This is a genomic window from Gallibacterium salpingitidis (genome assembly GCF_030517105.1).
Taxonomy (GTDB): domain Bacteria; phylum Pseudomonadota; class Gammaproteobacteria; order Enterobacterales; family Pasteurellaceae; genus Gallibacterium; species Gallibacterium salpingitidis.
This window is the reverse complement of record NZ_CP103875.1, coordinates 718,684-744,714: the sequence shown is the minus strand read 5'-3', so window position 1 is coordinate 744,714 and position 26,031 is coordinate 718,684. Positions and strand designations below refer to the sequence as shown.

The window sequence follows — 26,031 nt, the reverse complement described above, 5'->3', positions numbered from 1 at the left end:
TTCTATTTTAATGGATAATATTATGGTTTTTTCTCGTTATTATCGGATATTTATTTTACTCGCCACCTTATTCTGTTTTACCAACGCTCAAGCGGATAATAATTATCAACAATGGATCAAAGATATCGAAAATCGTTTAGATAAAACTGCTTCTTTATATCAACAAAATAGCGTTGATGAAGCTCGTACTGAAGTACAAATGGCTTATTTTGAAGTCTTTGAAAATTTAGAAGGTCCGATCAGAATTAACTTCTCAGCACAAAAAAGTTATCAAATGGAAGCCACTTTTGGTGAAATTCGTAAGATGATTGGCGAAGGTAAACCATTAGATGAAGTTAAAGCAAAAATTGATGGTTTAAAAGCTGAATTACAAGAAGTATTACCTTCTTTAGAGGAAGGACACCAACTCAACGCTTCCAGTCAGCATGGCGTATATGAACATCCAGAAATTGCACAACACTGGCAACAAAGTTTTAAAACGATTGATGATCTATTAGCACAAGCGATTAGTGCATATCAAAAAGGCGATTATGCTGCTGCGAAAAAGTTAGTACAACAAGCACAATATGATGGTTATAAAAATTCTGAAATGGAAATGTCCATTCGCCAAAATCGCTCTTCTGCCATTTCAGCAAGTATCAATCAACAATTCTATGATTTAATTAAGATTAGCGAGCAACCCGATCAAATTAATAATTTAGGTTATCAAGTCACTACACTCCTACAAGATCTAGAAGAACAATTACCAAACTTACCAACTACACGTGAAAGTCAACAAGTCGATGCACAAAATACTGCTACAAATTCAGCTGCTGATGTTCCCGATCAAGATTGGAGTAAAGTCGCCGCTGATGTCAATCAACATATCCAACAAGCTATTGCACTCTTTGAAAAAGGCGAAAGCAAAAAAGCAATGTTAGCAGTGCAAGATACCTATTTTGATATTTTTGAAAATAGCGGTATGGAAAATAAAGTCGGTTCACGTGACAGTAATTTTAAAGCCGATTTAGAAGGATATTTCACTCGCTTAGTCAGTTTAATGAAAGCTAATGAATCTAGCAACAAATTACAACAACAAGCAGACGGTTTAAAACAAGGGCTTGCTAAAGCTGTTGAAATGTTACAAGGCGGAGAGCAAGGCGCTTGGGTAATGTTCTTATATAGTTTGTTGATTATTCTGCGTGAAGGCTTAGAGGCCTTATTAATTGTTGCTGCGATTGTTGCTTATTTGGTGAAAAATAATCATCAGGACAAATTGCCTGTAATTAAACAATCCGTTTATGTTGCCTTAATTGCTAGCGTTGTCACAGCGGCAATATTCCAATTACTCTTTTCTAATTCTGGCGCCAGTCGAGAATTGTTAGAAGGCTTCACAATGATCATTGCTGTAGTAATGTTATTTACAATGAGCTACTGGCTGTTATCCAAAGTCGAAGCTAATAACTGGAAACGTTATTTAGAAGGGAAAATTTCTGTTGCACTCACAACTGGTTCTTTAATTGGTTTATGGTTTACTAGCTTTCTAGCTGTTTATCGTGAAGGCGCTGAAACAGTTCTCTTTTATTATGCCTTGGTTGGCGATGCCTCAACAACATTAGATTATGTTTACCTATTAGGTGGTTTTATCGCTGGTGCAATATTACTCGCTGTTTGCTACTTCATAATGCGCTACACCGTAGTCAAACTACCATTAAAACCATTCTTTATGTTTACCGGCTCATTTATGTATTTAATGGCTTTCGTCTTTGCTGGTAAATCAATTTTAGAACTTATTGAAGGAAAACTATTTGAACCAACACTCTTAGCCGGTGTACCTGAAATCTCATGGTTGGGTATTTACCCTTATGTTGAAACTTTAATTCCTCAAGCGATTTTAATCATTGCTGCTATTTTTGCGCTGATTTATATGAAATACCAGAGTAAAAAAACAGCTTAATCTTTTTCACAGCACGATATATCAATTAACAGGAGAAATTAACTATGAAAAAAACCTTATTAGCTGCAACATTACTTGCTAGCATTTTAACTGCACCATCTGCATTTGCCTTCAAAGAGTATCCTATCGGTGAAGCAGTTACGATGAATGAAATGGAAATTGCTGCCGTTTATCTACAACCAATTGATATGGAACCTCGAGGTATGGGATTATCTGCTAAAGATTCAGATATTCACCTTGAAGCAGATATTCACGCAACTAAAGGAAATAAAAACGGTTTTGGTGAAGGTGAATGGATGCCTTACCTCACTATTTCTTATACTTTAGTTAATACTGATACTGGAGAAAAACAAGAAGGCTCATTTATGCCAATGGTTGCTGGTGACGGCCCTCACTATGGTGCCAATATTAAAATGATGGGTGTAGGTAATTACAAAGTTACTTATCATATCGATCCACCATCAAAGGCTGGTATGCACCGCCACACTGACCAAGAAACAGGTGTTGGTCGTTGGTGGAAACCATTTGATGTGAGTTATGAATTTAAATTTACTGGCTTGAAATAACCAACGCTATGAGCACGAAAAATCTTTCGTGCTCTTTTTAGTCGCTATTTTACTAACACCTGTGATTGCAGGTGTTTATTACTTTAAAAGAGTAATGTGATTACTTAGCTGTGATTAACCACTATGAATTATTATTTTGTCTTTCTACTACAAGCTGTATTACCGCTCGCTATTTTACTCGGTTGTAATTGGTCACGTTATCGTAATGTTAATATCAAAAACGCATTATGGCTCACCGTAATTGGTTTTGCTTTAGGGATTATCCTTAGCTTAAATTACCCTAATAACCAACAAGCTAAACTTATTCTTAATAGTATTATATTGGCGCTATTGCTACTCTTTTATCTATTGCAATTTATTCATTCCAATAAACTTGCTTATCTATTTCAATTTGTTTTTTGTATCATTGCAGGTATTTTCTGGGCAAAAGATCCTAACGTCAGTGCCATTACCAATACAGACGTAATCAATACCGATTTTATCTTACATCTTGCTGCTGTTATTTCAGGTTTATTCTTTTGTATTTTCATTACGGTATGGCTCAATATTCTATTGCAACAAAGTCAGGTATTAAACAAATTAGCGGTATTACGCTTTGTCGTGCTAACTTCTATTACTGCGTTACTGATTATTCCTATTCTTGGCGAAATTACTTTAGCGCTAATGAAATTACAAGTGTTTGAACTCACCAAATTACGCCTAAGTTTTGTCGCAAAATCCAGCAATATCACTGCTTATTTAAATAACATTACCGCAATTTTGTTGCTAATCATCATTGCTTGTTTTTCGCTTAAAGTCTATTTACCACATAAAAAGGCAGTTGTTGCTGAATCACATCCTATCGAAAAACGTAAAAAAATGGTGGCAATGCGTAATAGCCGCCGCACGATTATTTGGGGTTCTGCTGCCACCATCTTAATTATCGCAGCTCAACTTTATTGGGATAAAGTCGCTTCTCAACCACCAAAACTTTCCGAAGCTACACCTGTCACCCTAGATCATGAAAACAATGTACATATTCCAATTGAGCAAGTTAAAGATGGGAAATTACATCGTTTTGTTTGGGTGGCAAGTGACGGCAAAGCGGTTCGTTTCTTTATTATTAATCGCTCAACAAAAAATATCAGCCTTGCAGCTGTCTTTGATGCTTGTATTTTATGCGGCGATCAAGGTTATGTAATGGAAGGCGATCAGGTAGTCTGTGTTGGTTGTGGAGTAAGAATGTTTATTCCTTCAATCGGTAAACCGGGCGGCTGCAATCCGGTTCCTATTGAAGGCTGGCAACAAACTGCAACAGACGTTGTGATTAGTCGTAAAAGTCTTGAAGACGGTTTGAACTACTTCTCTACTATTGTTGAATTAGAAGTGACTGACCCTGTGAATGGTAAAAAATTAAAAAATACTACCGCAGAACATAAATATAGTTATGAGGGAAAAACCTACTTCTTTACTAGTGAGCAAAACCTCAATCTATTCCGCGACAATCCAGAAAACTATTTATCAAATAGCAAAGGAACTGAATAATGTTAGCGCGTATGTTATTCCAATCTTGGCGACATGGGATCAAACGTAAATTATTAGCGATTATCACCATCTTTCTCGCAGCAGGTTTAGTTTCTGCGTTACTTGCTGTTTCAATTGATATTGGCGATAAAATGGCTCGTGAATTGAAATCCTATGGCGCGAATATTTTAGTTGAACCTGCCAGCAGCGCCGTACTTCCCGAAGATGTTAATGGCAACACTGCGCTTTCTACACAAGATTTTCTTGATGAAAAAGAGTTGCCCAACGTTAAGGATATTTTCTGGCGAAATAATATTGTTGGTTTCGCTCCTCTATTAAGTGCAGAAGTTCAAGCACAAAAACTAACAACACAAGAACAACAAAATATCGCTATTTTAGGTACTTTTTTCGATCATCAAATCGCCATTCCAGACGAAGACGACTACCACACAGGGCAACGTATTATTAGTCCTTATTGGAAAGTTACTGGTGAATGGGTTGATGATAGTACCAATCAATTTTCCGAATTTATTCCTGCCCTAGTTGGTGAACAATTAGCAAAAACAACTAAATGGAAAATTGGCGATAAATTACTTTTAAAATATCAAGAAGGTGATTTTTCCCAACAAATTAAAATCCAAATTGTTGGGCAACTCTCTGCCGGTGGTAACGAAGATCAACAATTGGTAATGCCATTGAGCGCAGTACAAACGTTACTTGGCTTAGAGGGAAAAGTACAAGCTATCAAAGTATCAGCACTAACAGTGCCAGAGAATGAGTTATCTCGTAAAGCACGAGATAATGCCGATGCACTTGCTGCTGAAGAGTATGATCGCTGGTATTGTACTGCTTATGTGTCTTCAATTTCTCATCAATTAGAAGAAGCAATTTCTGGTGCAATAGTGCGGCCAATTTGGCAAGTTGCTGCTTCTGAAGGAGTAATTATCGAAAAAATTCAATTATTGTTGGCTGTGGTTACTGTTGCTGCATTAATTGCAGCCGCTATGGGCATTGCTTCACTAATGACAACCACCATTATCGAACGCAGCAAAGAGATTGGGTTAATGAAGGCTTTAGGTGCTTATCAATGGCAAATTGTATTACTGTTTTATTGCGAAGCGATAATTAGTGCTGTAATCGGCGGTGCATTCGGTTGTGTTGCTGGATGGGGATTAGCGAGATTTATTGGTATCACCCTCTTTGGTTCACCACTAAGTTTTACTTGGATCGTCATTCCATGCGTTTTAGTATTATCTATTCTCATTGCTTTAATTGGTACTTGGTTCCCAGCTCACCGTATTGCACAACTCTATCCGGTGGAGGTGTTATATGGTCGTCAATAAAACTAAATCGATGTTTTGGCGCTTAGTCATCAATGCCTTGCGCTTACGTTTACAAAGAGTCTTTATTATCTTTGCTGCTTTAACTGTCGGGGCAAGTATCGTCACCGCTATGGCAGCAGTCTATTTCGATATTAATACGAAAATGAGTCAAGAGTTGCGTACTTTTGGCGCCAATTTTTATGTTGGTTCCACTAATAGCGGCTTAATTGAAGAAAGGCAGGTAAAACAGATTTTACACCATGCCCCAGATGGCTTAATTACGGCGGCTAGCCCTTATTTATATGGCGTGGCTCGCTCTGATCTGGAAAAAATTGTATTAATGGGTGTTTGGTTTTCTGATATGCGTACATTAGCACCTTATTGGCAAATTACAGGCTCAGCCATTGGTGTTAATTTTGATGATCGGCATGCAATGATCGGTAAAACATTAGCACAGCGCTTAAATTTACAGGTTGGTAGCCAAATTACTTTGTCAAAAAATGCTGTTGAAAAACATACTTTTAAAATCAAAGCTATTATCGAAAGCGGTGATGTTACTGACAATATGTTAATTGTGAGTTTGGAATTTGCACAAAATTGGTTAGATAAAGAAGGATTAGTTACTAATGCACTATTTAATGTAAAAAATGATCAAGGGCAAGTAGAACAATTCGCTCATCAGTTACAACAACGCTATCCTGACTTAGAGATTCGCCCTATTTTGAAAGTATCTGCATCAGAAGGGCAAATTCTCGATAAAATTAAAGGGCTAATGGGCTTAATTGCATTGGTCATTCTAATCTTAGCCACCCTTTGTGTTAATACTACCTTAATCGCTATTGTCGGCGAACGCGCAAAAGAGTTTGCATTGCAAAAAGCATTAGGCGCTAAAAAGAGCGACATTGTAAAACAAATTGGTACTGAAATTTTGATCATTGCATTTTGTGCAATTATTGTTGGTTTGATAATCGGCTATCTATTAGCACAAATTCTAGGAATCACCGTATTTAAATCTTATATTGATATGCGTTTACCAGTTATTCCAATCACTATCTTGCTTTCTCTTATCGTAGCGTTTATTGCAGTGATTTTCCCAACTCGTCGCGCATTACAAATTCAAACAGCCAACATTTTAAAAGGCGAATAATTATGACTAATTATGTAATTGAAACTCAGCATTTATATAAAAGATTTGGTCAAGTCACAGCACTTGAGGATATTAATATTCAAATTGCACAAGGCGAATTTGTCGCTATTATGGGCGCTTCTGGTTCAGGGAAAACAACATTGATGAATATCTTAACTGGCTTAGATACCGCCAGTGAAGGTAAAGTTATTTTAGATGGTATTGATGCCGCACAATTAGATGAAACGGGAAGACAACGCTTTCGTGCTGAAAAAATTGGCTTAGTATTTCAACAATTCCATCTAATTCCCTATTTAACAGCATTGGAAAATGTGATGTTAGCGCAACATTACCATAGTGTTGTTGATGAAACAGCCGCTAAAGCGGTGCTAGAACAAGTCGGTTTAGGGCATCGTATTGATCATCGTCCAAGCCAATTATCTGGTGGTGAACAACAACGTGTGTGTATTGCACGTGCACTAGTTAATCAACCACCAGTTATCTTTGCCGACGAACCAACAGGAAATCTTGATGAGAAAAATGAGAAATTAGTATTGAATTTATTAACTGAACTCAATCAACAAGGCAGAACCATTGTGATGGTGACTCATAATCCAGATTTGGGAAAACTCACCGATCGTACTATTTTCCTGCAACATGGTAAGTTCTTAAAAGAAGAAATTAATCAACGTAACCCAATAAAATAAAGCAATAACAATGAAATTTTTATCCATTATTAGACTCGTTTTATTAAGTATAAGCTGTTTAATACTCTTTGCCTGTAAAGAAGAAATTGCCGAAGTCGGTAAAACTGCTCCCGAAATTGCAGCTTATGATCTGCAAGGTAATAAAGTTCTTTTAGACCAGTTGAAAGGCAAACCGATATTACTCACTTTTTGGTCTGGCACTTGCGGTATGTGTTTAGTTGAATTGAAATCATTCGAGAAATTAGCTACGCAATATCCAGAAAAAATACAACTACTCGCTATCAATGTTGATGGTGAAAATAGTGACACAGCCAAATTAGTAGCTAAAAATAAACTCAATCTACCTATTGCAAAAGATCAACTTAAAATCACTGCGGAACGTTACCAATTAGTCGGTACACCAACGTCTTTTATTATTGATCAAGCGGGTAAAATCCTTTATAAATTCGAAGGTTTAATTCCTGATGAAACATTACAACAATTATTTGTGGGTCAATAATGAAAAATTTAACTTTAATTCTTAGTGTAATTATCCTTGCCACTGCAACAATAGCTCAAGCTAATACTGATATTGAACGTGGTAAACGCTTATTTAATCAAGGTTGTGCTTTATGCCATGGTAAGCAAGGTGAAAAATCTGCGTTAAATCAATCTGCAATTATTAACACCTTAAGTGTTGATGAGGTAGTAACAGCATTACAAAAACGTAAATCAGGTGAAATTGTTGGCGCTGGCAATGCGGCCAAATCTCGTCTTAATGACGATGATATGAAAGCGATTGCTGAATACCTACAAACACTAAAAAACTAATTTTATCGTTAGATAAGTAAAAGGCTGAACACAAAGTTCAGCCTCAGACCGCTGACAAACCCACCTTTCCAAAATCATTTGGTAAAAGTGGGTTTGTTTTTTTACTTTGTCGCTTTTCTCTTGCTTTTCCTTTCAGATAATTGGGCAAGTGGTCATTTTCGCTGATTTTTTTACCCATGCCTCAAACAAGCAAAATTGGCGCCATAAATAAGACAAAATAGCCCATACCACCAGGGCAATTTTCTTGATATTTTGTGCCATTGCCGCAAGGAAGCATTGCATTTGCACTTTGGATAGCCCTCTATAACGGGCATAGCGATGTCTATGATGTTGTTTTGCATCCGCAAAGCTGCGCTCTACGGTTTCTGCTCGACGTTTATAGAGTTTTCTGCCCTGCCTCGATATTCTCACTGCATTGGCGCTGTCCACAGCATCTTGGTAAATATGCCTGGTGATGAGGCGTTCGGCTTTTTGGTTTTGGGTACACTGTGAACGTAGTGGGCAAGTTTGGCAATAGGTCGGGTTGGATTTGTAAGTGTGATAACCTTCTCGGGTGGTGGTGCTATAGCGGAGCGATTGCCCTGCGGGGCAAGTGTAGCTGTCAGTTTCGGCATCATAGCGGAACGCACTTTTTCGTAAGCGGTTCTTGCCTTTGGTGGGACGACGATAGCCAAATACACCAATAATGCCTCGTCGGGCAAGACTCTCGGCAACAGGGGCGGTAAAATAGCCTGCATCAAGCCCAACCGCTTTGGGCTTGAACCGAAAGCGTTCTGTGGTGGCATCAAGACGAGCGATATAGGGTTGGCTGTCATTGACATTCCCTGCCGTCGCAAAGGTATCTAAAATAATCCCGTATCGACCATCGACTGTGCGGTGGTCGAGATAGAAGAAACCTTTGGGCTTGTTATCTCGGTGCATATACCCGCTTTCAGGGTCGGTATTGCTCACGTTGGTGTCTTTGACTTCGATGGCTTTCTCACTCGCCTTTAACGGCTTTTTTCCTTTTGCTTCCCTCACTTTTGCCACATCTTCGTTGAGCATAGCGATATAGTGGCTCACTCGAACTGCTCGCTTTTCATGATGCTTTTTGTTTTTATTGGCACTGGCTTTCAAGTGGGTACTGTCGGTAAACATATATTTACCTCCCACCAAGCCTTTTTCCATCGCTTGCCAAACGATGTGGGTAAAAATACGCTCAAATACATCCGTACCATTAAAACGGCGCAGACGGTTTTGGCTTAAGGTACTGGCATCTATCACTTTTTCCGTGAGGCTCATCCCCAAAAACCAACGGTAAGCTACGTTGACTTCAATCTCTTTAACTAACTGGCGTTCGCTTTTAATGCCGAAAAGGTAGCCGAGTAACATGATTTTGAACAAACGAACCGGGTCAACTGCGGGGCGACCGTTGTCATGGCAATAGAGATGCGCCACTTCATCACGAATGAATTCAAAATCGATAGCTTTAGCGACTTTACGGACAAGGTGGTCTTTCGGTACGAGTTGTTCGAGACTTATCATCTCGATTTCATATTGGGGTGAGGCAGTATTTTTGAGCATAGGCATTTCCTTTTTTCGATATGCCTATTAGATCAAACCTCTAGAGGTATGTCTAGAGGTTTGTCAGCAGTCTGAGGCTGAACACAAAGTTCAGCCCAGACCGCTGACAAACCCACCTTTCCAAAGTCATTTGATAAAAGTGGGTTTGTTTTTTTACTTTGTCGCTTTTCTCTTGCTTTTCCTTTCAGATAATTGGGCAAGTGGTCATTTTCGCTGATTTTTTTACCCATGCCTCAAACAAGCAAAATTGGCGCCATAAATAAGACAAAATAGCCCATACCACCAGGGCAATTTTCTTGATATTTTGTGCCATTGCCGCAAGGAAGCATTGCATTTGCACTTTGGATAGCCCTCTATAACGAGCATAGCGATGTCCATGATGTTGTTTTGCATCCGCAAAGCTGCGCTCTACGGTTTCTGCTCGACGTTTATAGAGTTTTCTGCCCTGCCTCGATATTCTCACTGCATTGGCGTTGTCCACAGCATCTTGGTAAATATGCCTGGTGATGAGGCGTTCGGCTTTTGGTTTTGGGTACACTGTGAACGTAGTGGGCAAGTTTGGCAATAGGTCGGGTTGGATTTGTAAGTGTGATAACCTTCTCGGGTGGTGGTGCTATAGCGGAGCGATTGCCCTGCGGGGCAAGTGTAGCTGTCAGTTTCGGCATCATAGCGGAACGCACTTTTTCGTAAGCGGTTCTTGCCTTTGGTGGGACGACGATAGCCAAATACACCAATAATGCCTCGTCGGGCAAGACTCTCGGCAACAGGGGCGGTAAAATAGCCTGCATCAAGCCCGACCGCTTTGGGCTTGAACCGAAAGCGTTCTGTGGTCGCATCAAGACGAGCAATATAGGGTTGGCTGTCATTGACATTCCCTGCCGTCGCAAAGGTATCTACAATAATCCCGTATTTACCATCGACTGTGCGGTGGTCGAGATAGAAGAAGCCTTTGGGCTTGTTATCTCGGTGCATATACCCACTTTCAGGGTCGGTATTGCTCACGTTGGTGTCTTTGACTTCGACGGCTTTCTCACTCGCCTTTAACGGCTTTTTTCCTTTTGCTTCCCTCTCTTTTGCCACATCTTCGTTGAGCATAGCGATATATTGGCTCACTCGAACTGCTCGCTTTTCATTATGCTTTTTGTTTTTATTGGCACTGGCTTTCAAGTGGGTGCTGTCAGTAAACAGATATTTACCTCCCACCAAGCCTTTTTCCATCGCTTGCCAAACAATGTGGGTAAAAATACGCTCAAATACATCCGTACCATTAAAACGGCGAAGACGGTTTTGGCTTAAGGTACTGGCATCTATCACTTTTTCCGTGAGGCTCATCCCCAAAAACCAACGGTAAGCGACGTTGACCTCAATCTCTTTCACCAACTGGCGTTCGCTTTTAATACCGAAAAGATAGCCGAGTAACATTATCTTGAACAAACGAACTGGGTCAACTGCGGGGCGACCGTTGTCATGGCAATAGAGATGCGCCACTTCATCACGAATGAATTCAAAATCGATAGCTTTAGCGACTTTACGGACAAGGTGGTCTTTCGGTACGAGTTGTTCGAGACTTATCATCTCGATTTCATATTGGGGTGAGGCAGTATTTTTGAGCATAGGCATTTCCTTTTTTCGATATGCCTATTAGATCAAACCTCTAGAAGTATGTCTAGAGGTTTGTCAGCAGTCTGGGCTGAACACAAAGTTCAGCCTTTTTTGTCGCTATTACTACTAGCAGAAAATTAGAAACGGTAATTTAAGCCTAAACCGTAAAGTGTTGCGGTTGATTTAGAATCAAAGGTACCACTGACATCATTTTGTTTTTCGGTAAATTTCAAGTTTTTACCTTTAATAAAGGCAAAACCTGCATCAACTGAAAGGTTTGGCGTAAAGCGATAAGTTGCCCCTAAAGTGTACCAAGTACGATCGGTATCTGGAATTGAGATTGAATTATAACCTTTTGGTACAGCACTTTCATCATGAGCCACACCAGCACGTAATGTTAATTTATCATCTACATCATAGATAAAACCAAGTGCAATACGGGTAGTATCACTAAAGTTTTCATCTTTTTGGAATAATTGTTGTCCGTCACGATATGCATATAATTCTTTAAAACGGCTCCATTCAGTACGTTTTACACTATAAGTAACGGCAAATTTTGGTAATAAACGGTGGTAACCTGCTACTTCCCAATAAGCTGGTAAAGGTAATGTTAGTGAACCTGAACCATTTCCCCCTTTAACACCTAAAGCTTGACGAAGTGTAACATTCCCTAAAGGAGTAGGAATAATCGCAGGAGTTACAGGAATATCTGTTGAATAATCACCATCAAAATCTAGTGATACATGTGAATGGTATGATACACCAATACGATTATCTTCATTAAATTCATATACCGCACCAACATTCCAACCATAGCCCCAAGTATTGCCTTTTAATTTATGTACTAAAGTTGTATTATTTAGACCTAATGGTAATGTTGCAAATTGAGCGGATACTACACCTAAACGACGCTCAACTACCGCATCTGCATATACTGCATTTAACCCTGCCCCTACACTAAAATTATTCGTTACACGGTAAGCACCACTTAAATTAAAGTTTATTGTGGTTAAGTCAGTTTTGCCACCAAATAATCCTGCACTATAATCATCATTAAACTCTGTTGCTAAACCATAATTAACGTTTACTCCACCACCGATAGAAAAACGATCATTAATTGGATAGACAGTATAAAGGTAAGGAATGACTTCTTTAGTTGCAATATCATTATGATCTGCAGAACCTAATGTATTAATAAAAGTTTCACGATCTCTAGAAGATACAAGACCAACTGTTCCAGTCAAATCAATATTCGGACGAACATAAATTCCACCAACAGAAATTTCAGGACGTTTAAAGAATGTCATTAATGCTGGGTTTGATGCGACAACAGAAGCATCTTCGGCAATAGCTGCATCACCAGCATAAGCACGACCTAAACCTGAAGTTGAGGTTTCATGTAATTGGAAAGCAGAAGCGAATGCACCTTGAGATGCCACAGCCACTAAACTTGCAAGTAGAGTTTTGGAAAGTAAACGCATTGAGTTATTCCTTGTAGTTATAAAAAATATTTTAATTTTAAGGCTCGCATATTATGGAAATTTTTACCTTAACTCAATACGATTTATGGTTATCTATACAGTGATTAGACCAGTAGTTCAATTTTACTCTTGATATAGATCAAAATTACGCAACTCTGCACCGTTTTCTCTCTATCTCGTGTTAAAATAAATTTGTTTTTTATATCTTTTTTTGAAATGGAGTTATTTATGAGCCAAATGAAATGTAAACCTGAAGAAGCAAAAGTATGTTGCTGTGTTGATGTTGGTACAGTGATTGATAATGAAGATTGCAGTGTGAGTTTCAGTCAAGTGTATGAAAGTGAAGAACAAGCTAAAGAAGCACTTGCTTATTTAACTGAAAAAGCGCGTGCAGCGGAAAGCGATCCTTGTGAAATTAGTAGTGAAATTGTTGCAGTTGATGGTGGTTATCAACTTAATGCAAACTTCACTTTCTGTTGCCAAGCGGAAACCATAATTTTCCAACTCTCTACTCGTTAATTACGAAAACTTTTCTTTATATAGTGTGTAGTTTTACTACACACTATTATTTTCAATGCAGTTATTTTGTCACAACACACTCTTGCAATAACACTTTATCGTCTGTCGCAGTTTTACCACGTTTTAACCAAGAGTTAATTTTGCTGTGTTGCCAATCTTGTGCCTGAATCACATCAACACTTAATAGATGCGCTTGATTACTAAATACGAGGGTGTTATTTTCGCTTAGCTTGCGATCTTGTTTTAATAACTGCTCTTTACCTTGCCAAGTCACTTTTGCTTGATCATTTTGATAAGCAACCACTAAAGTTTTCCCATTATCACAACGATAAGTTAAACGACCTGTTGTAGCGGTTGATTGTGCATTTTGTTCTGTAATAGATAACTTCACATTATAGAAATGTTGTTTATTCGGCTGTTTACGCGCATCATTTCTTGTTTGATAAACTGTTAAGATATATTTCCCTGAATAAGGCAGTAACTGTTGGCTAGCGCTTAAATCCACTTGTTTAGATTTATTCGCATATGCTAATGCAAATTGAATTTGAGGATCTTTATCTAAAGTTTCTAATGTTGCTATCTGTCCTTTTTTTGCATAGAAAGTATAGCGATCAACATCATTCCCTTTAATTGTACCGTTTAATTCAGCAGCGGTTTCTCCTTTTGGAAATTGTACTGAAAAATCATTTGATGCCGCCATTACATTGAATGCACCAGTTTGTAAACAAGCTGCTAAAAATAGTGTAGAAAATGTTTTTAATTTCATTTCTCTCTCCTCATCTCCTTCATTTAACAAAAAAGGATAGGTTTTTTAACCACTATCCTTTCTCACGAACTAAATTAAAATAATTTGGTTGATTAAAGTGCTGATTTTGCTTTTTCAACTAAAGCGGTAAATGCTACTTTATCAAACACTGCGATATCTGCAAGGATCTTACGATCGATTTCAACAGACGCTTTTTTCAAGCCAGCGATGAAACGGCTGTAAGATAAACCATTTTGACGAGCCGCTGCGTTAATACGTGCAATCCATAATTGACGGAATTGACGTTTACGTTGACGGCGGTCACGATAAGCATATTGACCAGCTTTAATTACTGCTTGGAAAGCAACACGATATACACGAGAACGTGCACCATAATAACCTTTAGCTGCCTTAAGAACTTTCTTATGACGAGCTCTTGCAATTACACCACGTTTTACACGGGCCATAGGAATCTCCTTTGTCTATTTGTACTTAAAAAATAACGAAACGTTCGCAAAACCGTGGGTTATGCGTATGGTAAACAAGCTACGACTAAAACTTGGTCCGCTCTCGCAACCATTGATTTATGACGTAAATGACGTTTACGTTTAGTTGATTTCTTAGTCAAAATATGACGAAGATGAGATTGTTTACGTTTAAAACCGCCAGTTCCAGTTTTTTTGAAACGTTTAGCAGCACCACGTACTGTTTTAATTTTAGGCATGAGTTTAACTCCGCATTGTTTATTATTAATCACCAATAATTAGGCGAATAAAAAGTAACGATGAAATCACCCTTACCATTATTACTTGAGTTGCACTAATTATTATTTCTTTTTCGGGGCAAGTACCATCACCATTTGGCGACCTTCAATCTTAGATGGTTCAGATTCAACAACTGCTAAATCTGCTAAATCTGTTTTAATCCGATCTAACATTTCAATCCCAATTTGTTGATGGGCTAATTCACGACCACGGAAACGTAGTGTGATTTTGGTTTTATCCCCGTCTTCTAAGAAGCGAATCAGGCTGCGTAGTTTTACCTGATAATCGCCTTCATCAGTTCCTGGACGGAACTTAATCTCTTTAACTTGAACAACTTTTTGTTTTTTCTTCTGCTCTTTTGCAGTTTTGCTCTTTTCATAGAGGAACTTACCGTAATTCATAATGCGGCACACTGGAGGCTCTGCATTAGGGCTTATTTCAACTAGATCGAGTTCGGCTTGTTCCGCCATTTCCAACGCTTGTTGGATAGATACGATACCCGCTTGTTCACCATCTTGGTCAATTAAGCGGACTTCTTTCACACGAATTTCATCATTAATACGATTCGGGCGATTAGTTGCTGGGGCTTTTTTTACGGTTTTAATAGTCTTATTCCTCTAATAATTTCACTTACTACTGTACTGCTTTTAATTAAGCAGAAAATCAAATGTTGTTCACCAATCCTTTTCTTTGGCAAAAAACGTGCAAATTCTATAAGATTTCTTATAGCGATGCAATAAGAACTCTTGTTTGTCCGCATTTTTTCCTACTTCTGATTAGATTTAATACACTTGTTATTTATCACTCAGCAAAGATTTATCTCTCTTGTAATTGAGCTAACCCAAAATGGCGGTAGGTATGAGAGGTGGCAATTCTGCCTCTTGGAGTACGTTGTAAAAAACCTTGTTGAATAAGATAAGGTTCTAAAACATCTTCGATTGTTTCTTTTTCTTCACCAATCGCTGCGGCAAGATTATCTAAACCTACTGGTCCACCATCAAAGCGTTCAATAATCGCCATCAACAATTTACGATCCATAAAATCGAAACCTTCTGAATCAATATCCAGCATATTCAACGCCAGTTTAGCGATTTCTGCGGAGATAAAACCACCATTTTTAACATCTGCATAATCACGCACGCGGCGTAATAGACGGTTTACAATTCGTGGTGTACCACGAGAACGGCGAGCAATTTCATGTGCGGCTTCATCTGCAATCTGTAAATTAAGACAGTTTGCACTACGCATAACTATCGAGGTGAGATCGGGAATAGAATAAAATTCTAAACGTTGCACAATACCAAACCGATCACGTAACGGTGAAGTGAGTGAACCAGCTCTTGTCGTTGCACCAACTAATGTAAAGGGTGGCAGATCTAATTTGATCGATCTTGCGGCTGGCCCTTCACCAATCATAATATCTAACTGGTAGTCTTCCATTGCTGGATACAATACTTCCTCTATTGCTGGAGATAAACGGTGGATTTCATCAATAAATAATACATCATGAGGTTCAAGGTTAGTCAGCATTGCTGCTAGGTCACCCGCTTTTTCTAAAACAGGGCCTGATGTTGTACGAATATTGACGCCCATTTCATTAGCAACAATATTTGCTAATGTCGTTTTCCCTAACCCTGGTGGACCAAAAATTAACAGATGATCCAATGCATCTTGACGCATTTTGGCGGCTTTAATAAAAATATCCATCTGCTCACGCACGTGTGGCTGACCAACATAATCTTCCAGTAATTTTGGGCGAATAGCTCGGTCAATATACTCTTCTTCTGCTTTGGCTGTTGGGCTGATAATACGATCTACTTCAATCATCTTTTATACCGTTTCTAATCACAATGCATTCTTTAATGCTTCACGAATTAATTGTTCACTATTTAGATCAGGTTGGGCAACACGTTTCACCATTTTTTCTGCATCAGCTGGTTTATAACCTAACGCAATCAAGGCAGAAATCGCATCATCAGCTGGAGAAGTTGCGGCTGCTAAACTTTGTTCCATTGTTGTGGTACCCACTTTCTGCTCAATAAAGAAATCTTGATTACGATACTGTTTAAATTTCCCTTTTAATTCCACTAATAAACGTTCTGCTGTTTTCTTCCCTACACCAGGAATTTTCACTAATTTAGAAAGTTCTTCATGCTCTATCGCATAAGAAAATTCATTCACTGACATTGCCGATAAAATCGCTAATGCTAATTTTGGGCCAACACCATTTGTTTTAATCAATTCACGAAATAATGTGCGATCTTGTTTTTGATAAAAACCGAATAAGAGATGGGCATCTTCCCTAACCACTAAATGCGTATAAAGCGTGGTTTCCATATTAATTTCTGGCAGATGATAAAAACTTGTCATTGGTAATAACAACTCATAACCGACACCATTAACATCTAACAAGATTTCTGGCGGTGACTTCTCTAACAAAATACCTCGTAAATGCCCAATCATTATACTCAACCTCACAAAAAAACTGCTGCATAGCATACAAGAAAACTGTATAAACATCCAGTAACTTTAATCAAGCCATTTTCGCTATAACAACAATTGATCAATTCTTTTAGAAAAAGGTTTTACACGCTTCTAATGAATGCCGATAATACATAACAATAAAAAAAGAAAATGGATATCAGGCATGAAAAATATTAATGGTAGCGGTGAAATTATACTCTTTTTTGTTTCTATTTTAGCGGCAGCAGGTTGGTTCTTTTCAAAATATGCTTTAGTTGGCTTTCCACCCGTTGGTTTTATTGGTTTACGTTTCTTCTCTGCTGCACTAATTTTCTTCCCTTTTGCCTATCCACAATTTAAGCGTTTAACTCATTCTGAAATTTTGCGTGCACTCTCTACTGGCTTAGTATTTGCGATTTTTATGGCGACTTGGATTATCGCTATTACCTTTAATAATAATTTAGGTTCTGGTGCCTTTTTATTAAGTGTATCAATGTTATTAGCCCCATTAATTTCTTGGCTAGTCTTTCGTAATAAACCATTGCGTACTTTCTGGATTGCTTTACCAACTGCGCTATGCGGTGTCTATTTATTAGCAAATTCTAAAGGAGATTTTCACTTTTCACTCGATAGTTCATTATATTTACTGGCGTCATTATTCTCTGCCATTTATTTCGTATTACATAATCAATATTCCAAGTCCATTGCCCCTTTACCGCTAACTACATTACAACTTGCGGTTGTTGGTGTGCTTTGTTTATCTTACTCTTTACTTACCGAAGATTGGCAAAGTGAGATCCCTTCATCAGCAATTGGTTGGTTAGCAACCAGTGTCTTAATTGGTACTAATTTCCGTTATATGTTACAAACTATCGGACAGCGCTACTGCCATATTGCAAATGCCTCAATTATTATGCTGCTTGAACCGGTTTGGACAATTATTTTGAGCGTAATTTTACTCGGCGAACAACTGACAACAGTGAAAATTATCGGTAGCGCTTTAATCTTATCGGCATTATTAATTTATCGAATTCAAAATTTACTTGGTTTACTCAAAGGTAGAAATCGACAATCTACTTGAGAACTAACCAATTTTTTCGCAAAATAGCGTCTTTTTTGTGCTTCCATAAGAGGGAAAAAATGAAAGAACAGATCTTTTTACAAACAATGGATTCCCCTGTGGGAAAATTACAACTATTAGCACATCAACACCATTTAATTGGTATTTTGTTCACTGCTGAATTTGAGCGGCAAAGTGAACATTGGTTAGTCACTGATCATCATCCTGTTTTACAACAAACAGAACAGGCACTGCATAACTATTTTGCAGGACAACAAGATGCGTTTGTTGATCTACCATTAAAATTACTAGGTACAGAGTTTCAGCAAGCTGTTTGGCAGCAACTATTACAAATTCCATTTGGACAAACAGCAACTTACGCTGATATTGCCACTCGTATTGGTAAACCTAAAGCAGTACGTGCTGTAGGTGGTGCCGTTGGACGTAATCCAATTAGTATTATTGTGCCTTGCCATCGTATTTTAGGGAAACAGCAACAATTAACAGGGTTTGGCGGTGGTTTGCCTGTAAAACGTTATCTACTTAAACACGAAAATATTACCTTTATTGATAAGGGTATTGAGTTTGTTACTCCTAAACATTGGAATCGATTAGAAAAATAAGAGGATTTTTATGCTAAGTTATCGCCACAGTTTTCACGCTGGCAACTATGCTGATGTATTAAAACATATTGTGCAATTATTAATTTTGGAAGCCTTACAACAAAAAGAAAAAGGCTTTCTTTATTTAGATACTCACGCTGGTGCAGGGCTTTATTCATTACAAAGCTTTGAAGCTGAAAAAACAGCAGAATTTGTTGACGGTATTGGCGCGTTATGGGAACGACAAGATGTGCCAGAGATTGTGCAATACTATCTAGCACAAATTAAAAAAGTGAATAATTCTGGCAAATTACGCTTTTATCCGGGATCGCCATTATTAGCGGCAAATCTATTACGCCCGCAAGATCGCGCTATTCTTACCGAAATCCATCCTAGCGATTATCCACTATTACGTAAAAATATGCTTAAAAGCCAAAATGTTCAGGTTAAATTAGAAAATGGCTTTCAACAGCTAAAATCTGCATTACCGCCAAAAGAACGTCGTGGTTTTATTTTGATCGATCCGCCTTATGAATTAAAAGAAGATTATCAGTTAGTCGTAGAAGCTATCATTGAGGGCTATAAACGTTTTGCAACAGGTACTTATGCTATTTGGTATCCGGTGGTTTTACGCCAACAAGTGAAAAAAATGATCCACGCATTTGAAGCGACACAAATTCGTAAAATCTTACAAATTGAGTTAGGAATTCGTCCTGATACAGCACAACGTGGTATGACGGCAAGCGGAATGATTGTAATTAATCCACCTTGGAAACTCGAAAGCCAAATGAAAGAGGTATTGCCTTATTTGACAAAAGTCTTAGCGCCAGAAGGAACCGGACATTGGTCAGTCAATTGGATCACACCAGAGTAAATCGCTATTACCGATTAAACTGATTTATCGTAACAGTTGGTATCACTGACTGAATTTGGTCAAAATACACATACTTGAACAGAACCTAATAAAATATAGGAGAAAGTATAATGAGAGAATATGATTATATTGCTATCGGTGGCGGTAGTGGCGGTATTGCATCGATTAATCGTGCTGCCAGTTACGGCAAAAAATGTGCCATTATTGAAGCGAAATATTTAGGCGGAACTTGTGTAAACGTAGGTTGTGTACCGAAAAAAGTAATGTGGTATGGTGCACAAATCGCCGAAGCTATTAATCTTTATGCTCCAGATTATGGTTTTGATGTTACCGTTAATCGTTTTGACTTTGCTAAATTACGTGAGAGCCGCGAAGCTTATATTGATCGCATTCATCAATCTTATGAACGTGTTCTTGGTAATAACAAAGTTGATGTCATTCGTGGCTTCGCTAAATTTGTTGATGCTAATACTGTTGAAGTAAACGGTGAACAAATCAGAGCAAAACATATTTTAATTGCAACTGGTGGTCGTCCAAGTCATCCAAATATCGAAGGTGCAGAATATGGGATCGATTCTGATGGTGTATTTGCATTAACAGAATTGCCGAAACGCGTTGCTGTTGTTGGAGCAGGTTATATTGCTGTTGAACTTGCTGGCGTATTACATAATCTTGGCGTAGAAACGCATCTATTTGTACGTAAACACGCCCCTCTTCGTAATTTTGATCCATTAATTGTGGAAACCTTAGTTGAAATTATGAATAACGAAGGTGCAACTTTACATACTCAAGCTGTACCACAAAAAGTGGTCAAAAACGCAGATGGTAGCTTAACGTTATTCCTTGAAGATGGTCGTTCACAAACTGTTGATTGCCTTGTTTGGGCGATTGGTCGTGTCCCAATGACAGACAACTTAAACCTTGAAGCCGCTGGTGTAAAAACGAACAGTAAAGGATTTATTGAAGTTGATAAATACCAAAATACCAATGTTAAAGGTATTTATGCTGTTGGTGATAACACTGGTGCAGTTGAATTGACTCCTGTGGCTGTAGCCGCTGGTCGCCGTTTATCTGAACGTTTATTTAACAACAAACCAAATGAACATTTAGATTATAACCTTATTCCAACTGTGGTATTTAGCCACCCACCAATTGGTACCGTTGGTCTCACTGAACCACAAGCAATTGAACAATATGGTGCAGAACAGGTGAAAGTGTATAAATCTACTTTCACTTCTATGTACACTGCCGTTACTCAACATCGCCAACCTTGTCGAATGAAATTGGTTTGTGTTGGTGCTGAAGAAAAAATCGTTGGTTTACATGGTATTGGTTTTGGTGTTGATGAAATGATTCAAGGTTTTGCGGTGGCAATCAAAATGGGTGCTACCAAAAAAGACTTTGATAATACAGTGGCAATTCACCCAACAGGCTCAGAAGAGTTTGTTACTATGCGTTAAACACAACGCACAAACATTCAATATCTCAATATGCCCCAACTTTGTTGGGGTATATTTTTTGTAGGTCGATATTCTTTCTAAACACCAATTCACACTTTTTCCTTGGAAAAAGTGTTTTAATCACTCTATAATAATAAAAAATCCAGAACAGAAGATGCAAAATGAAACGTTATATCTTAACAAAAATTTAGATAATTTCTTTTAGTTCTGTGATTGAAATATTTTCTTTAATACGATTTATTTCTAAAAAATTTGCTAACGGTATATTTTTGATTAGATTATTTATGGTTCCTTTCGGAAATCTCTTTTCTATAATATTTTCTTCATAATCTATAGTATAAAAAAACGATCCTCATCTTCAGTTACAGCTAGCCAACAAATAAAACCATAATCAAATAATTCTCCATTATATAAAATAATTGTATTTTCTGGCTCACCATCTGAAAAATCCATCTCAGATAATGGCGTACAATTTACTTTAAGATGATTTAACTGATTATCAAGACTATGTTTTAAGGCTGATATTGTTGTATACAGATTAATTGTAATTCCTTCACCAGGATATAAACGGTGATCAATAATAAAATTAAAAATTCCACTAGCAGAGCATAAATAATCTACTTGTTCTAATTGAATAGCAATCTCATAAGGATTTCCTATGATCATTTTGTTTTTATCCTTCTTGTTTATAGATTTATCGTTTAAATTAGCAATTATAAATAGTCCATTAAAAACTATTTTTTATTAAAAAATAAATTATAATCTATTTCCTTACTACTAATTAGAATGGGTTGAATGTAATCATCTAATTTATTCTCATTAAGAAAATCCAGTTCATTTTCTCTATGAATATAAAATTTAATAGTTGGAGACAAATCCTCATCATCTAAAGAAATAATTACTTTTGCTTGTAAATTAGAGTATTTATACCATTCTTTTAGTAGGGCATTACAAAAAATAATACTGTAGCTTAAATAGTTATCAGTAATATAATCATCCATATGGAAAGAATTTACAAAACATTCATAGGATACTTTATCTTTAAAAGTCTTATCTTTTATATTATTTGAGAAATTAAAGAAGTATTTCATAAAATAACAACCATTGTAAGTGACAAACCCTTCATTTAAAATCTCAATCAAATTTTTCGACAAATAAATTTTTTTCTCAAAAGAGAAATGATTATTTAATACATCAATCATTTTATTATTGGCAATCACTGGTTTCTCCAAAATATTATTTTAATCCTTTTCCAATAAAATTTATAAACTTTGGATTATTTAATTTTTGACTAATTTTAGATACATCAGGAAATGTATCTCCTAAGCAAGTTTATCTAAAATAGAAATCTCTTTTTCAGAGAGAAAATTATTTTCAACTACTCGTTTACCAATTTCAGTCGAATTAATCGCTCCTGCGGTACTGTCGCTAATCAAGCCTTCCACTAATCCACTAGCTAATTGATTTAATGCCGATACCGTCTGCTTTTGGGTTAAATTTTTATTGATTATTGGTGAGGTTACTAATTGATAATTTAAAATCTCTCAACAATAAATTATTTCTATTAAATAATCCTATTACAAATTTTGGATCTAATTTTAGAAGAAGACTACTTGCATCATAAATATCCCAGTATCGATCATTATAATCACGTATAATATACATTAAATAATCTTTAATAAGAGGAATATATTCATCATATTTCATTTCATCAATTATCCAATAAAATCTTGAAATACTAATTTTCTTTACCTTTGAGAGCCTAATAATTTCTCTTACACAAGGATAAATTTTTTCTCTTGCTTTAGCCTCATTACCAAAAGTAGATTGAGATGTTAAATAAGACTTAATAACATTTAATAAATATTCATAATCTTCATCACTTAAATCCCCTCTCCAATCTTTATTATATTTTTTATTTAATATCAAATCTTTTATATATTCAAATCCTTTATCTATCCCTATAGAACATAATATTCCTGCTGCCTTTAAGGTATCATGAAATTTAAAAAAATTTTCATGATTAATTATATCAAGCAATTTATTTATACGTTCAGGGGGCATATCTTGAAAATCAAGTTCTTCAATTATAGTAGTATAATCAACATCTTTTGGTATAGAATATAATAAATCATGTAGTTCATCATTTGTAACCATATTAATTATTTCTCCTTAATAATATAATTATTTGGCACACATCCTTGTATCAAACACTCTCCATCTCGTTGTGCATTTGATAAATCTCTAATTGCATCATTTAGTCTATCTTTATTTTTTGTTGTAGGATTATTAGAATACCTAGTTTTAGCATTATTTACTCAAGATTCAAAAAATCTTCATACTCCCAGAAAAAATATCTAGATAATTTCAATGCAATTTCATTCCAAGAATTCCCTTCACATTTATCAATACAATAATTGATATAATTTTTTATATCTTCAAAATTATACTGATTTATAATCATAGTATGCCTCAGTATTATTGGTCTTTTTATATAATATTTAATCCAATGCAAACTACATACAGTTAAGTCAAAGTAATCTAAACTTTCGCTTCCATCATCAATCCCTATCCCCATCACTATATTTATAGAAAAAATATCTTGTGAATCTGGAATATATGTATTCAGATCAAATTCACCCTGCTGTTCTGATATTAATTTTAGTTTTGCTTTCATATCTATCTCTCTATATCTAAATATGGATCTTATATTTTATATCTCTAGTTTAATAAACCAGATCTATACTGTATATTTAAAAATTTGATTAAAAACTTATTTTAACTTCTTCTAGGCTACAAAAAATCCGCCTGACGGCGGATTTCTTTCATTTAATTTTAGTAATTAAGCTACTAACTAGCCTAATAACTCACGTAATGCTTTACCAATATCAGCTAAGCTACGTACAGTTTTCACGCCTGCTGCTTCAAGTGCTGCATATTTTTCATCTGCAGTTCCTTTACCACCGCTGATAATCGCACCTGCGTGTCCCATACGTTTACCTTTTGGTGCAGTTACCCCAGCAATATAAGAAACAACTGGTTTAGTAACGTGTTGTTTAATATAAGCTGCCGCTTCTTCTTCTGCTGAACCACCGATTTCACCGATCATCACAATCGCTTTCGTTTCAGGATCAGCTTCAAATAGTTTAAGGATATCAATAAAACTTGAACCTGGAATTGGGTCACCACCAATACCAACACAAGTTGATTGGCCATAACCTTCATCAGTAGTTTGTTTTACAGCTTCATAAGTTAATGTACCTGAACGAGATACGATACCAATGCTACCTTTTTTGTGAATATGTGCTGGCATAATACCGATTTTACATTCACCCGGAGTAATTACGCCAGGGCAGTTAGGGCCAATCATACGTACACCAGTTTGGTTAAGTTTTTGTTTTACTACTAACATATCCACTGTTGGGATACCTTCAGTAATACAAACAACCAGCTGAATACCTGCATCAATCGCTTCTAAAATCGCATCTTTACAGCCCGGTGCTGGTACATAAATAACAGAAGCTGTTGCACCTGTTGCTTCTACTGCTTCACGAACAGTATTAAATACGGGTAAACCTAGATGAGTTGTACCGCCTTTATTTGGTGAAACCCCACCGACTAATTGTGTGCCGTAAGCTAAAGCTTGTTCTGAATGGAAAGTTCCTTGACCGCCAGTAAAACCCTGACAAATAACTTTTGTATTTTTATCAATTAAAATAGACATTATTTTTCCTCCGCAGCTTTAACTACCATTTGTGCCGCTTCTGTTAATGAATTGGCCGCCATAATTTTAAGTCCACTATTTGTTAGAATTTCACGACCTAATTCAGCGTTGTTTCCTTCTAATCTCACCACAACTGGTACATTGATACCAACTTCTTTCACCGCATCAATAATTCCGTTAGCGATTAAGTCACAACGTACAATACCACCAAAGATATTTACCAATACCGCTTTTACATTTTTATCAGAAAGAATAATTTTGAAGGCTGTTGCCACACGTTCTTTTGTTGCACCACCACCAACATCGAGGAAGTTCGCCGGATTACCACCATGAAGTTTAACAATATCCATTGTTCCCATTGCTAAACCAGCACCATTCACCATACAACCGATGTTACCATCAAGCGCAACATAGTTAAGTTGAGATTCTTCTGCTTCCGCTTCACGTGGATCTTCTTGGCTTAAATCACGCATTGCGAGTAAATCTGGATGACGATATAACGCATTACCATCAATCACAACTTTCGCATCTAAACAATGTAATTTTCCGCTTTCTAAAATTACTAATGGGTTAATTTCGAGTAATGCCGCATCTTTTTCGATAAAGAGTTTGGTTAATTGGCAGAACATTTGTGTGAATTGTTTGGTTTGTTCTGGATTTAAACCCAATTTAAACGCTAACTCACGACCTTGATATGGCATACCACCAATTAGTGCATCCACATAAACTTTATGTAATAAATGTGGTGTTTTTGCTGCTACTTCTTCAATATTTACCCCACCTTCAGTTGATGCCATAAAGACTACTGATTGTGATGAACGGTCAATTACCATTCCTACATACAACTCTTTTTGGATTTGTGAAGCTTCTTCGATATAAATTGTATTAACTGGTTGACCATTCGCATCAGTTTGGAAAGTAACCAAACGTTTGCCTAACCAGCGATCAAAAAATTCGGCGACTTCTTGTTCAGTACGAGCTAATTTTACGCCGCCCGCTTTACCACGTCCGCCAGCATGAACTTGACATTTTACTACCCATTCATTGCCGCCTAATGTTTTCATCGCTTGTAAACCTTCTTCTAAGTTTTGACAAGCAATACCTTTACTTACAGGTAAGTTATATTCAGCAAAAATTTGCTTACTTTGATATTCATGTAAATTCATGCTTTCTCCTATTGATTGCATTTGCACCGCCCGCCATT

At 36.9% G+C, this 26,031-nt stretch carries 29 protein-coding genes; 13 read left to right on the top strand and 16 right to left on the bottom strand.

Annotated features, from left to right (window positions below):
• Window positions 1–22: 22 nt before the first annotated feature.
• The 8 genes from NYR30_RS03585 to NYR30_RS03550 all read left to right on the top strand — a co-directional run bounded on the left by NYR30_RS03585 (window position 23) and on the right by NYR30_RS03550 (window position 7,970).
• On the top strand, window positions 23–1,936 hold the full coding sequence (locus tag NYR30_RS03585) for an FTR1 family iron permease (RefSeq protein WP_066112938.1): 1,914 nt from the start codon (window positions 23–25) through the stop codon (window positions 1,934–1,936).
• 44 nt (window positions 1,937–1,980) lie between these two features.
• On the top strand, window positions 1,981–2,502 hold the full coding sequence (locus NYR30_RS03580) for an iron transporter (RefSeq protein WP_066107004.1): 522 nt from the start codon (window positions 1,981–1,983) through the stop codon (window positions 2,500–2,502).
• A 123-nt stretch (window positions 2,503–2,625) separates the two neighbouring features.
• Window positions 2,626–4,026, top strand: a complete 1,401-nt coding sequence (locus tag NYR30_RS03575; RefSeq protein ID WP_302501907.1) for a Fe-S-containing protein — start codon at window positions 2,626–2,628, stop codon at window positions 4,024–4,026.
• Window positions 4,026–5,348 (top strand): ABC transporter permease, encoded by a 1,323-nt coding sequence (locus tag NYR30_RS03570; protein ID WP_302501905.1) that lies wholly within the window; start codon window positions 4,026–4,028, stop codon window positions 5,346–5,348. The genes NYR30_RS03575 and NYR30_RS03570 overlap by 1 nt, the downstream gene beginning before the upstream one ends.
• Complete coding sequence (locus NYR30_RS03565) at window positions 5,335–6,474, top strand: ABC transporter permease (protein ID WP_302501903.1); 1,140 nt, start codon at window positions 5,335–5,337, stop codon at window positions 6,472–6,474. Before NYR30_RS03570 ends, NYR30_RS03565 begins: the two co-directional genes overlap by 14 nt.
• 2 nt (window positions 6,475–6,476) lie before the next feature.
• Complete coding sequence (locus NYR30_RS03560; RefSeq protein WP_302501901.1) at window positions 6,477–7,160, top strand: ABC transporter ATP-binding protein; 684 nt, start codon at window positions 6,477–6,479, stop codon at window positions 7,158–7,160.
• Between the two features lie 10 nt (window positions 7,161–7,170).
• The gene (locus tag NYR30_RS03555; RefSeq protein ID WP_302501899.1) at window positions 7,171–7,659 is read left to right on the top strand and encodes a TlpA family protein disulfide reductase; all 489 of its coding nucleotides are present in this window, start codon (window positions 7,171–7,173) and stop codon (window positions 7,657–7,659) included.
• Window positions 7,659–7,970, top strand: a complete 312-nt coding sequence (locus NYR30_RS03550; protein ID WP_302501897.1) for a c-type cytochrome — start codon at window positions 7,659–7,661, stop codon at window positions 7,968–7,970. The genes NYR30_RS03555 and NYR30_RS03550 overlap by 1 nt, the downstream gene beginning before the upstream one ends.
• Window positions 7,971–8,102: 132 nt before the next feature.
• Here NYR30_RS03550 and NYR30_RS03545 read toward each other — a convergent pair whose 3' ends face one another.
• The 3 genes from NYR30_RS03545 to NYR30_RS03535 all read right to left on the bottom strand — a co-directional run bounded on the left by NYR30_RS03545 (window position 8,103) and on the right by NYR30_RS03535 (window position 12,616).
• Window positions 8,103–9,533: an IS1182 family transposase gene (locus NYR30_RS03545; protein WP_302501895.1), complete on the bottom strand. Its 1,431-nt coding sequence runs from the start codon at window positions 9,531–9,533 to the stop codon at window positions 8,103–8,105.
• 184 nt (window positions 9,534–9,717) lie between these two features.
• Window positions 9,718–11,147 (bottom strand): IS1182 family transposase gene (locus NYR30_RS03540; protein WP_302501893.1). Its coding sequence is split into 2 segments (ribosomal slippage): window positions 9,718–10,052 and window positions 10,052–11,147, totalling 1,431 coding nucleotides; the frame shifts between segments, so codons are not numbered across the junction.
• Between the two features lie 125 nt (window positions 11,148–11,272).
• Complete coding sequence (locus NYR30_RS03535) at window positions 11,273–12,616, bottom strand: porin (protein ID WP_302501891.1); 1,344 nt, start codon at window positions 12,614–12,616, stop codon at window positions 11,273–11,275.
• Between the two features lie 228 nt (window positions 12,617–12,844).
• Here NYR30_RS03535 and NYR30_RS03530 point away from each other — a divergent pair, with 228 nt between their 5' ends.
• Window positions 12,845–13,135, top strand: a complete 291-nt coding sequence (locus NYR30_RS03530) for a YfcZ/YiiS family protein (protein WP_066421989.1) — start codon at window positions 12,845–12,847, stop codon at window positions 13,133–13,135.
• 61 nt (window positions 13,136–13,196) lie between these two features.
• Here NYR30_RS03530 and NYR30_RS03525 read toward each other — a convergent pair whose 3' ends face one another.
• The 6 genes from NYR30_RS03525 to ruvA all read right to left on the bottom strand — a co-directional run bounded on the left by NYR30_RS03525 (window position 13,197) and on the right by ruvA (window position 17,107).
• Window positions 13,197–13,901 (bottom strand): ACP-like domain-containing protein, encoded by a 705-nt coding sequence (locus NYR30_RS03525; RefSeq protein WP_302501890.1) that lies wholly within the window; start codon window positions 13,899–13,901, stop codon window positions 13,197–13,199.
• 92 nt (window positions 13,902–13,993) lie between these two features.
• A complete protein-coding gene (gene rplT, locus NYR30_RS03520; protein ID WP_065234471.1) occupies window positions 13,994–14,347 on the bottom strand; it encodes a 50S ribosomal protein L20 in 354 nt (117 codons plus the stop codon).
• 59 nt (window positions 14,348–14,406) lie between these two features.
• Window positions 14,407–14,604, bottom strand: a complete 198-nt coding sequence (rpmI, locus tag NYR30_RS03515; RefSeq protein ID WP_302501888.1) for a 50S ribosomal protein L35 — start codon at window positions 14,602–14,604, stop codon at window positions 14,407–14,409.
• Between the two features lie 102 nt (window positions 14,605–14,706).
• Complete coding sequence (infC, locus tag NYR30_RS03510; RefSeq protein WP_082987526.1) at window positions 14,707–15,249, bottom strand: translation initiation factor IF-3; 543 nt, start codon at window positions 15,247–15,249, stop codon at window positions 14,707–14,709.
• Window positions 15,250–15,460: 211 nt separating this feature from the next.
• Window positions 15,461–16,471 (bottom strand): Holliday junction branch migration DNA helicase RuvB, encoded by a 1,011-nt coding sequence (gene ruvB / locus NYR30_RS03505; protein ID WP_065239370.1) that lies wholly within the window; start codon window positions 16,469–16,471, stop codon window positions 15,461–15,463.
• Window positions 16,472–16,489: 18 nt separating this feature from the next.
• Window positions 16,490–17,107 carry a Holliday junction branch migration protein RuvA gene (gene ruvA / locus NYR30_RS03500; RefSeq protein ID WP_302501885.1) on the bottom strand — a complete coding sequence of 206 codons (618 nt, stop codon included), beginning with the start codon at window positions 17,105–17,107 and terminating at the stop codon, window positions 16,490–16,492.
• A gap of 184 nt (window positions 17,108–17,291) precedes the next feature.
• Here ruvA and NYR30_RS03495 point away from each other — a divergent pair, with 184 nt between their 5' ends.
• The 4 genes from NYR30_RS03495 to gorA all read left to right on the top strand — a co-directional run bounded on the left by NYR30_RS03495 (window position 17,292) and on the right by gorA (window position 21,103).
• A complete protein-coding gene (locus NYR30_RS03495; protein WP_066112900.1) occupies window positions 17,292–18,188 on the top strand; it encodes a DMT family transporter in 897 nt (298 codons plus the stop codon).
• Between the two features lie 59 nt (window positions 18,189–18,247).
• Window positions 18,248–18,790 (top strand): methylated-DNA--[protein]-cysteine S-methyltransferase, encoded by a 543-nt coding sequence (locus tag NYR30_RS03490; RefSeq protein WP_066108973.1) that lies wholly within the window; start codon window positions 18,248–18,250, stop codon window positions 18,788–18,790.
• Between the two features lie 10 nt (window positions 18,791–18,800).
• Window positions 18,801–19,643, top strand: coding sequence for a 23S rRNA (adenine(2030)-N(6))-methyltransferase RlmJ (locus NYR30_RS03485; protein ID WP_066108976.1), 843 nt, complete (start codon window positions 18,801–18,803; stop codon window positions 19,641–19,643).
• 107 nt (window positions 19,644–19,750) lie between these two features.
• Window positions 19,751–21,103 carry a glutathione-disulfide reductase gene (gorA, locus tag NYR30_RS03480; RefSeq protein WP_066108979.1) on the top strand — a complete coding sequence of 451 codons (1,353 nt, stop codon included), beginning with the start codon at window positions 19,751–19,753 and terminating at the stop codon, window positions 21,101–21,103.
• A gap of 330 nt (window positions 21,104–21,433) precedes the next feature.
• On the opposite strand, the gene NYR30_RS03475 is transcribed toward gorA, so the two are convergent.
• The 7 genes from NYR30_RS03475 to sucC all read right to left on the bottom strand — a co-directional run bounded on the left by NYR30_RS03475 (window position 21,434) and on the right by sucC (window position 25,993).
• The gene (locus NYR30_RS03475; RefSeq protein ID WP_197495460.1) at window positions 21,434–21,769 is read right to left on the bottom strand and encodes an Imm42 family immunity protein; all 336 of its coding nucleotides are present in this window, start codon (window positions 21,767–21,769) and stop codon (window positions 21,434–21,436) included.
• A 68-nt stretch (window positions 21,770–21,837) separates the two neighbouring features.
• Window positions 21,838–22,323 (bottom strand): PM0498 family protein, encoded by a 486-nt coding sequence (locus NYR30_RS03470; protein WP_066112899.1) that lies wholly within the window; start codon window positions 22,321–22,323, stop codon window positions 21,838–21,840.
• A gap of 102 nt (window positions 22,324–22,425) precedes the next feature.
• Window positions 22,426–22,611, bottom strand: coding sequence for a VENN motif pre-toxin domain-containing protein (locus tag NYR30_RS03465; protein WP_269147527.1), 186 nt, complete (start codon window positions 22,609–22,611; stop codon window positions 22,426–22,428).
• The gene (locus tag NYR30_RS03460; protein ID WP_066112898.1) at window positions 22,604–23,260 is read right to left on the bottom strand and encodes a hypothetical protein; all 657 of its coding nucleotides are present in this window, start codon (window positions 23,258–23,260) and stop codon (window positions 22,604–22,606) included. The genes NYR30_RS03465 and NYR30_RS03460 overlap by 8 nt, the downstream gene beginning before the upstream one ends.
• A 157-nt stretch (window positions 23,261–23,417) precedes the next feature.
• The gene (locus NYR30_RS03455) at window positions 23,418–23,780 is read right to left on the bottom strand and encodes an Imm8 family immunity protein (protein ID WP_302501884.1); all 363 of its coding nucleotides are present in this window, start codon (window positions 23,778–23,780) and stop codon (window positions 23,418–23,420) included.
• A 177-nt stretch (window positions 23,781–23,957) separates the two neighbouring features.
• A complete protein-coding gene (gene sucD / locus NYR30_RS03450) occupies window positions 23,958–24,827 on the bottom strand; it encodes a succinate--CoA ligase subunit alpha (protein WP_065233791.1) in 870 nt (289 codons plus the stop codon).
• A complete protein-coding gene (sucC, locus tag NYR30_RS03445; RefSeq protein WP_066113246.1) occupies window positions 24,827–25,993 on the bottom strand; it encodes an ADP-forming succinate--CoA ligase subunit beta in 1,167 nt (388 codons plus the stop codon). Before sucC ends, sucD begins: the two co-directional genes overlap by 1 nt.
• Window positions 25,994–26,031: the final 38 nt, after the last annotated feature.

What these genes read in the sequence shown, in the direction of transcription:
- NYR30_RS03460 (WP_066112898.1), bottom strand. Translation starts at nt 23,260, where the DNA reads ATGGTTACAAATGATGAACTACATGATTTATTATATTCTATACCAAAA.
- NYR30_RS03585 (WP_066112938.1), top strand. Translation starts at nt 23, where the DNA reads ATGGTTTTTTCTCGTTATTATCGGATATTTATTTTACTCGCCACCTTA.
- NYR30_RS03555 (WP_302501899.1), top strand. Translation starts at nt 7,171, where the DNA reads ATGAAATTTTTATCCATTATTAGACTCGTTTTATTAAGTATAAGCTGT.
- NYR30_RS03545 (WP_302501895.1), bottom strand. Translation starts at nt 9,533, where the DNA reads ATGCTCAAAAATACTGCCTCACCCCAATATGAAATCGAGATGATAAGT.
- NYR30_RS03580 (WP_066107004.1), top strand. Translation starts at nt 1,981, where the DNA reads ATGAAAAAAACCTTATTAGCTGCAACATTACTTGCTAGCATTTTAACT.
- rplT (WP_065234471.1), bottom strand. Translation starts at nt 14,347, where the DNA reads ATGGCCCGTGTAAAACGTGGTGTAATTGCAAGAGCTCGTCATAAGAAA.
- NYR30_RS03525 (WP_302501890.1), bottom strand. Translation starts at nt 13,901, where the DNA reads ATGAAATTAAAAACATTTTCTACACTATTTTTAGCAGCTTGTTTACAA.
- ruvA (WP_302501885.1), bottom strand. Translation starts at nt 17,107, where the DNA reads ATGATTGGGCATTTACGAGGTATTTTGTTAGAGAAGTCACCGCCAGAA.
- NYR30_RS03475 (WP_197495460.1), bottom strand. Translation starts at nt 21,769, where the DNA reads ATGATCATAGGAAATCCTTATGAGATTGCTATTCAATTAGAACAAGTA.
- NYR30_RS03570 (WP_302501905.1), top strand. Translation starts at nt 4,026, where the DNA reads ATGTTAGCGCGTATGTTATTCCAATCTTGGCGACATGGGATCAAACGT.
- ruvB (WP_065239370.1), bottom strand. Translation starts at nt 16,471, where the DNA reads ATGATTGAAGTAGATCGTATTATCAGCCCAACAGCCAAAGCAGAAGAA.
- NYR30_RS03550 (WP_302501897.1), top strand. Translation starts at nt 7,659, where the DNA reads ATGAAAAATTTAACTTTAATTCTTAGTGTAATTATCCTTGCCACTGCA.
- NYR30_RS03535 (WP_302501891.1), bottom strand. Translation starts at nt 12,616, where the DNA reads ATGCGTTTACTTTCCAAAACTCTACTTGCAAGTTTAGTGGCTGTGGCA.
- NYR30_RS03560 (WP_302501901.1), top strand. Translation starts at nt 6,477, where the DNA reads ATGACTAATTATGTAATTGAAACTCAGCATTTATATAAAAGATTTGGT.
- NYR30_RS03455 (WP_302501884.1), bottom strand. Translation starts at nt 23,780, where the DNA reads ATGAAAGCAAAACTAAAATTAATATCAGAACAGCAGGGTGAATTTGAT.
- NYR30_RS03565 (WP_302501903.1), top strand. Translation starts at nt 5,335, where the DNA reads ATGGTCGTCAATAAAACTAAATCGATGTTTTGGCGCTTAGTCATCAAT.
- NYR30_RS03575 (WP_302501907.1), top strand. Translation starts at nt 2,626, where the DNA reads ATGAATTATTATTTTGTCTTTCTACTACAAGCTGTATTACCGCTCGCT.
- NYR30_RS03495 (WP_066112900.1), top strand. Translation starts at nt 17,292, where the DNA reads ATGAAAAATATTAATGGTAGCGGTGAAATTATACTCTTTTTTGTTTCT.
- NYR30_RS03485 (WP_066108976.1), top strand. Translation starts at nt 18,801, where the DNA reads ATGCTAAGTTATCGCCACAGTTTTCACGCTGGCAACTATGCTGATGTA.
- rpmI (WP_302501888.1), bottom strand. Translation starts at nt 14,604, where the DNA reads ATGCCTAAAATTAAAACAGTACGTGGTGCTGCTAAACGTTTCAAAAAA.
- sucC (WP_066113246.1), bottom strand. Translation starts at nt 25,993, where the DNA reads ATGAATTTACATGAATATCAAAGTAAGCAAATTTTTGCTGAATATAAC.
- NYR30_RS03490 (WP_066108973.1), top strand. Translation starts at nt 18,248, where the DNA reads ATGAAAGAACAGATCTTTTTACAAACAATGGATTCCCCTGTGGGAAAA.
- sucD (WP_065233791.1), bottom strand. Translation starts at nt 24,827, where the DNA reads ATGTCTATTTTAATTGATAAAAATACAAAAGTTATTTGTCAGGGTTTT.
- NYR30_RS03530 (WP_066421989.1), top strand. Translation starts at nt 12,845, where the DNA reads ATGAGCCAAATGAAATGTAAACCTGAAGAAGCAAAAGTATGTTGCTGT.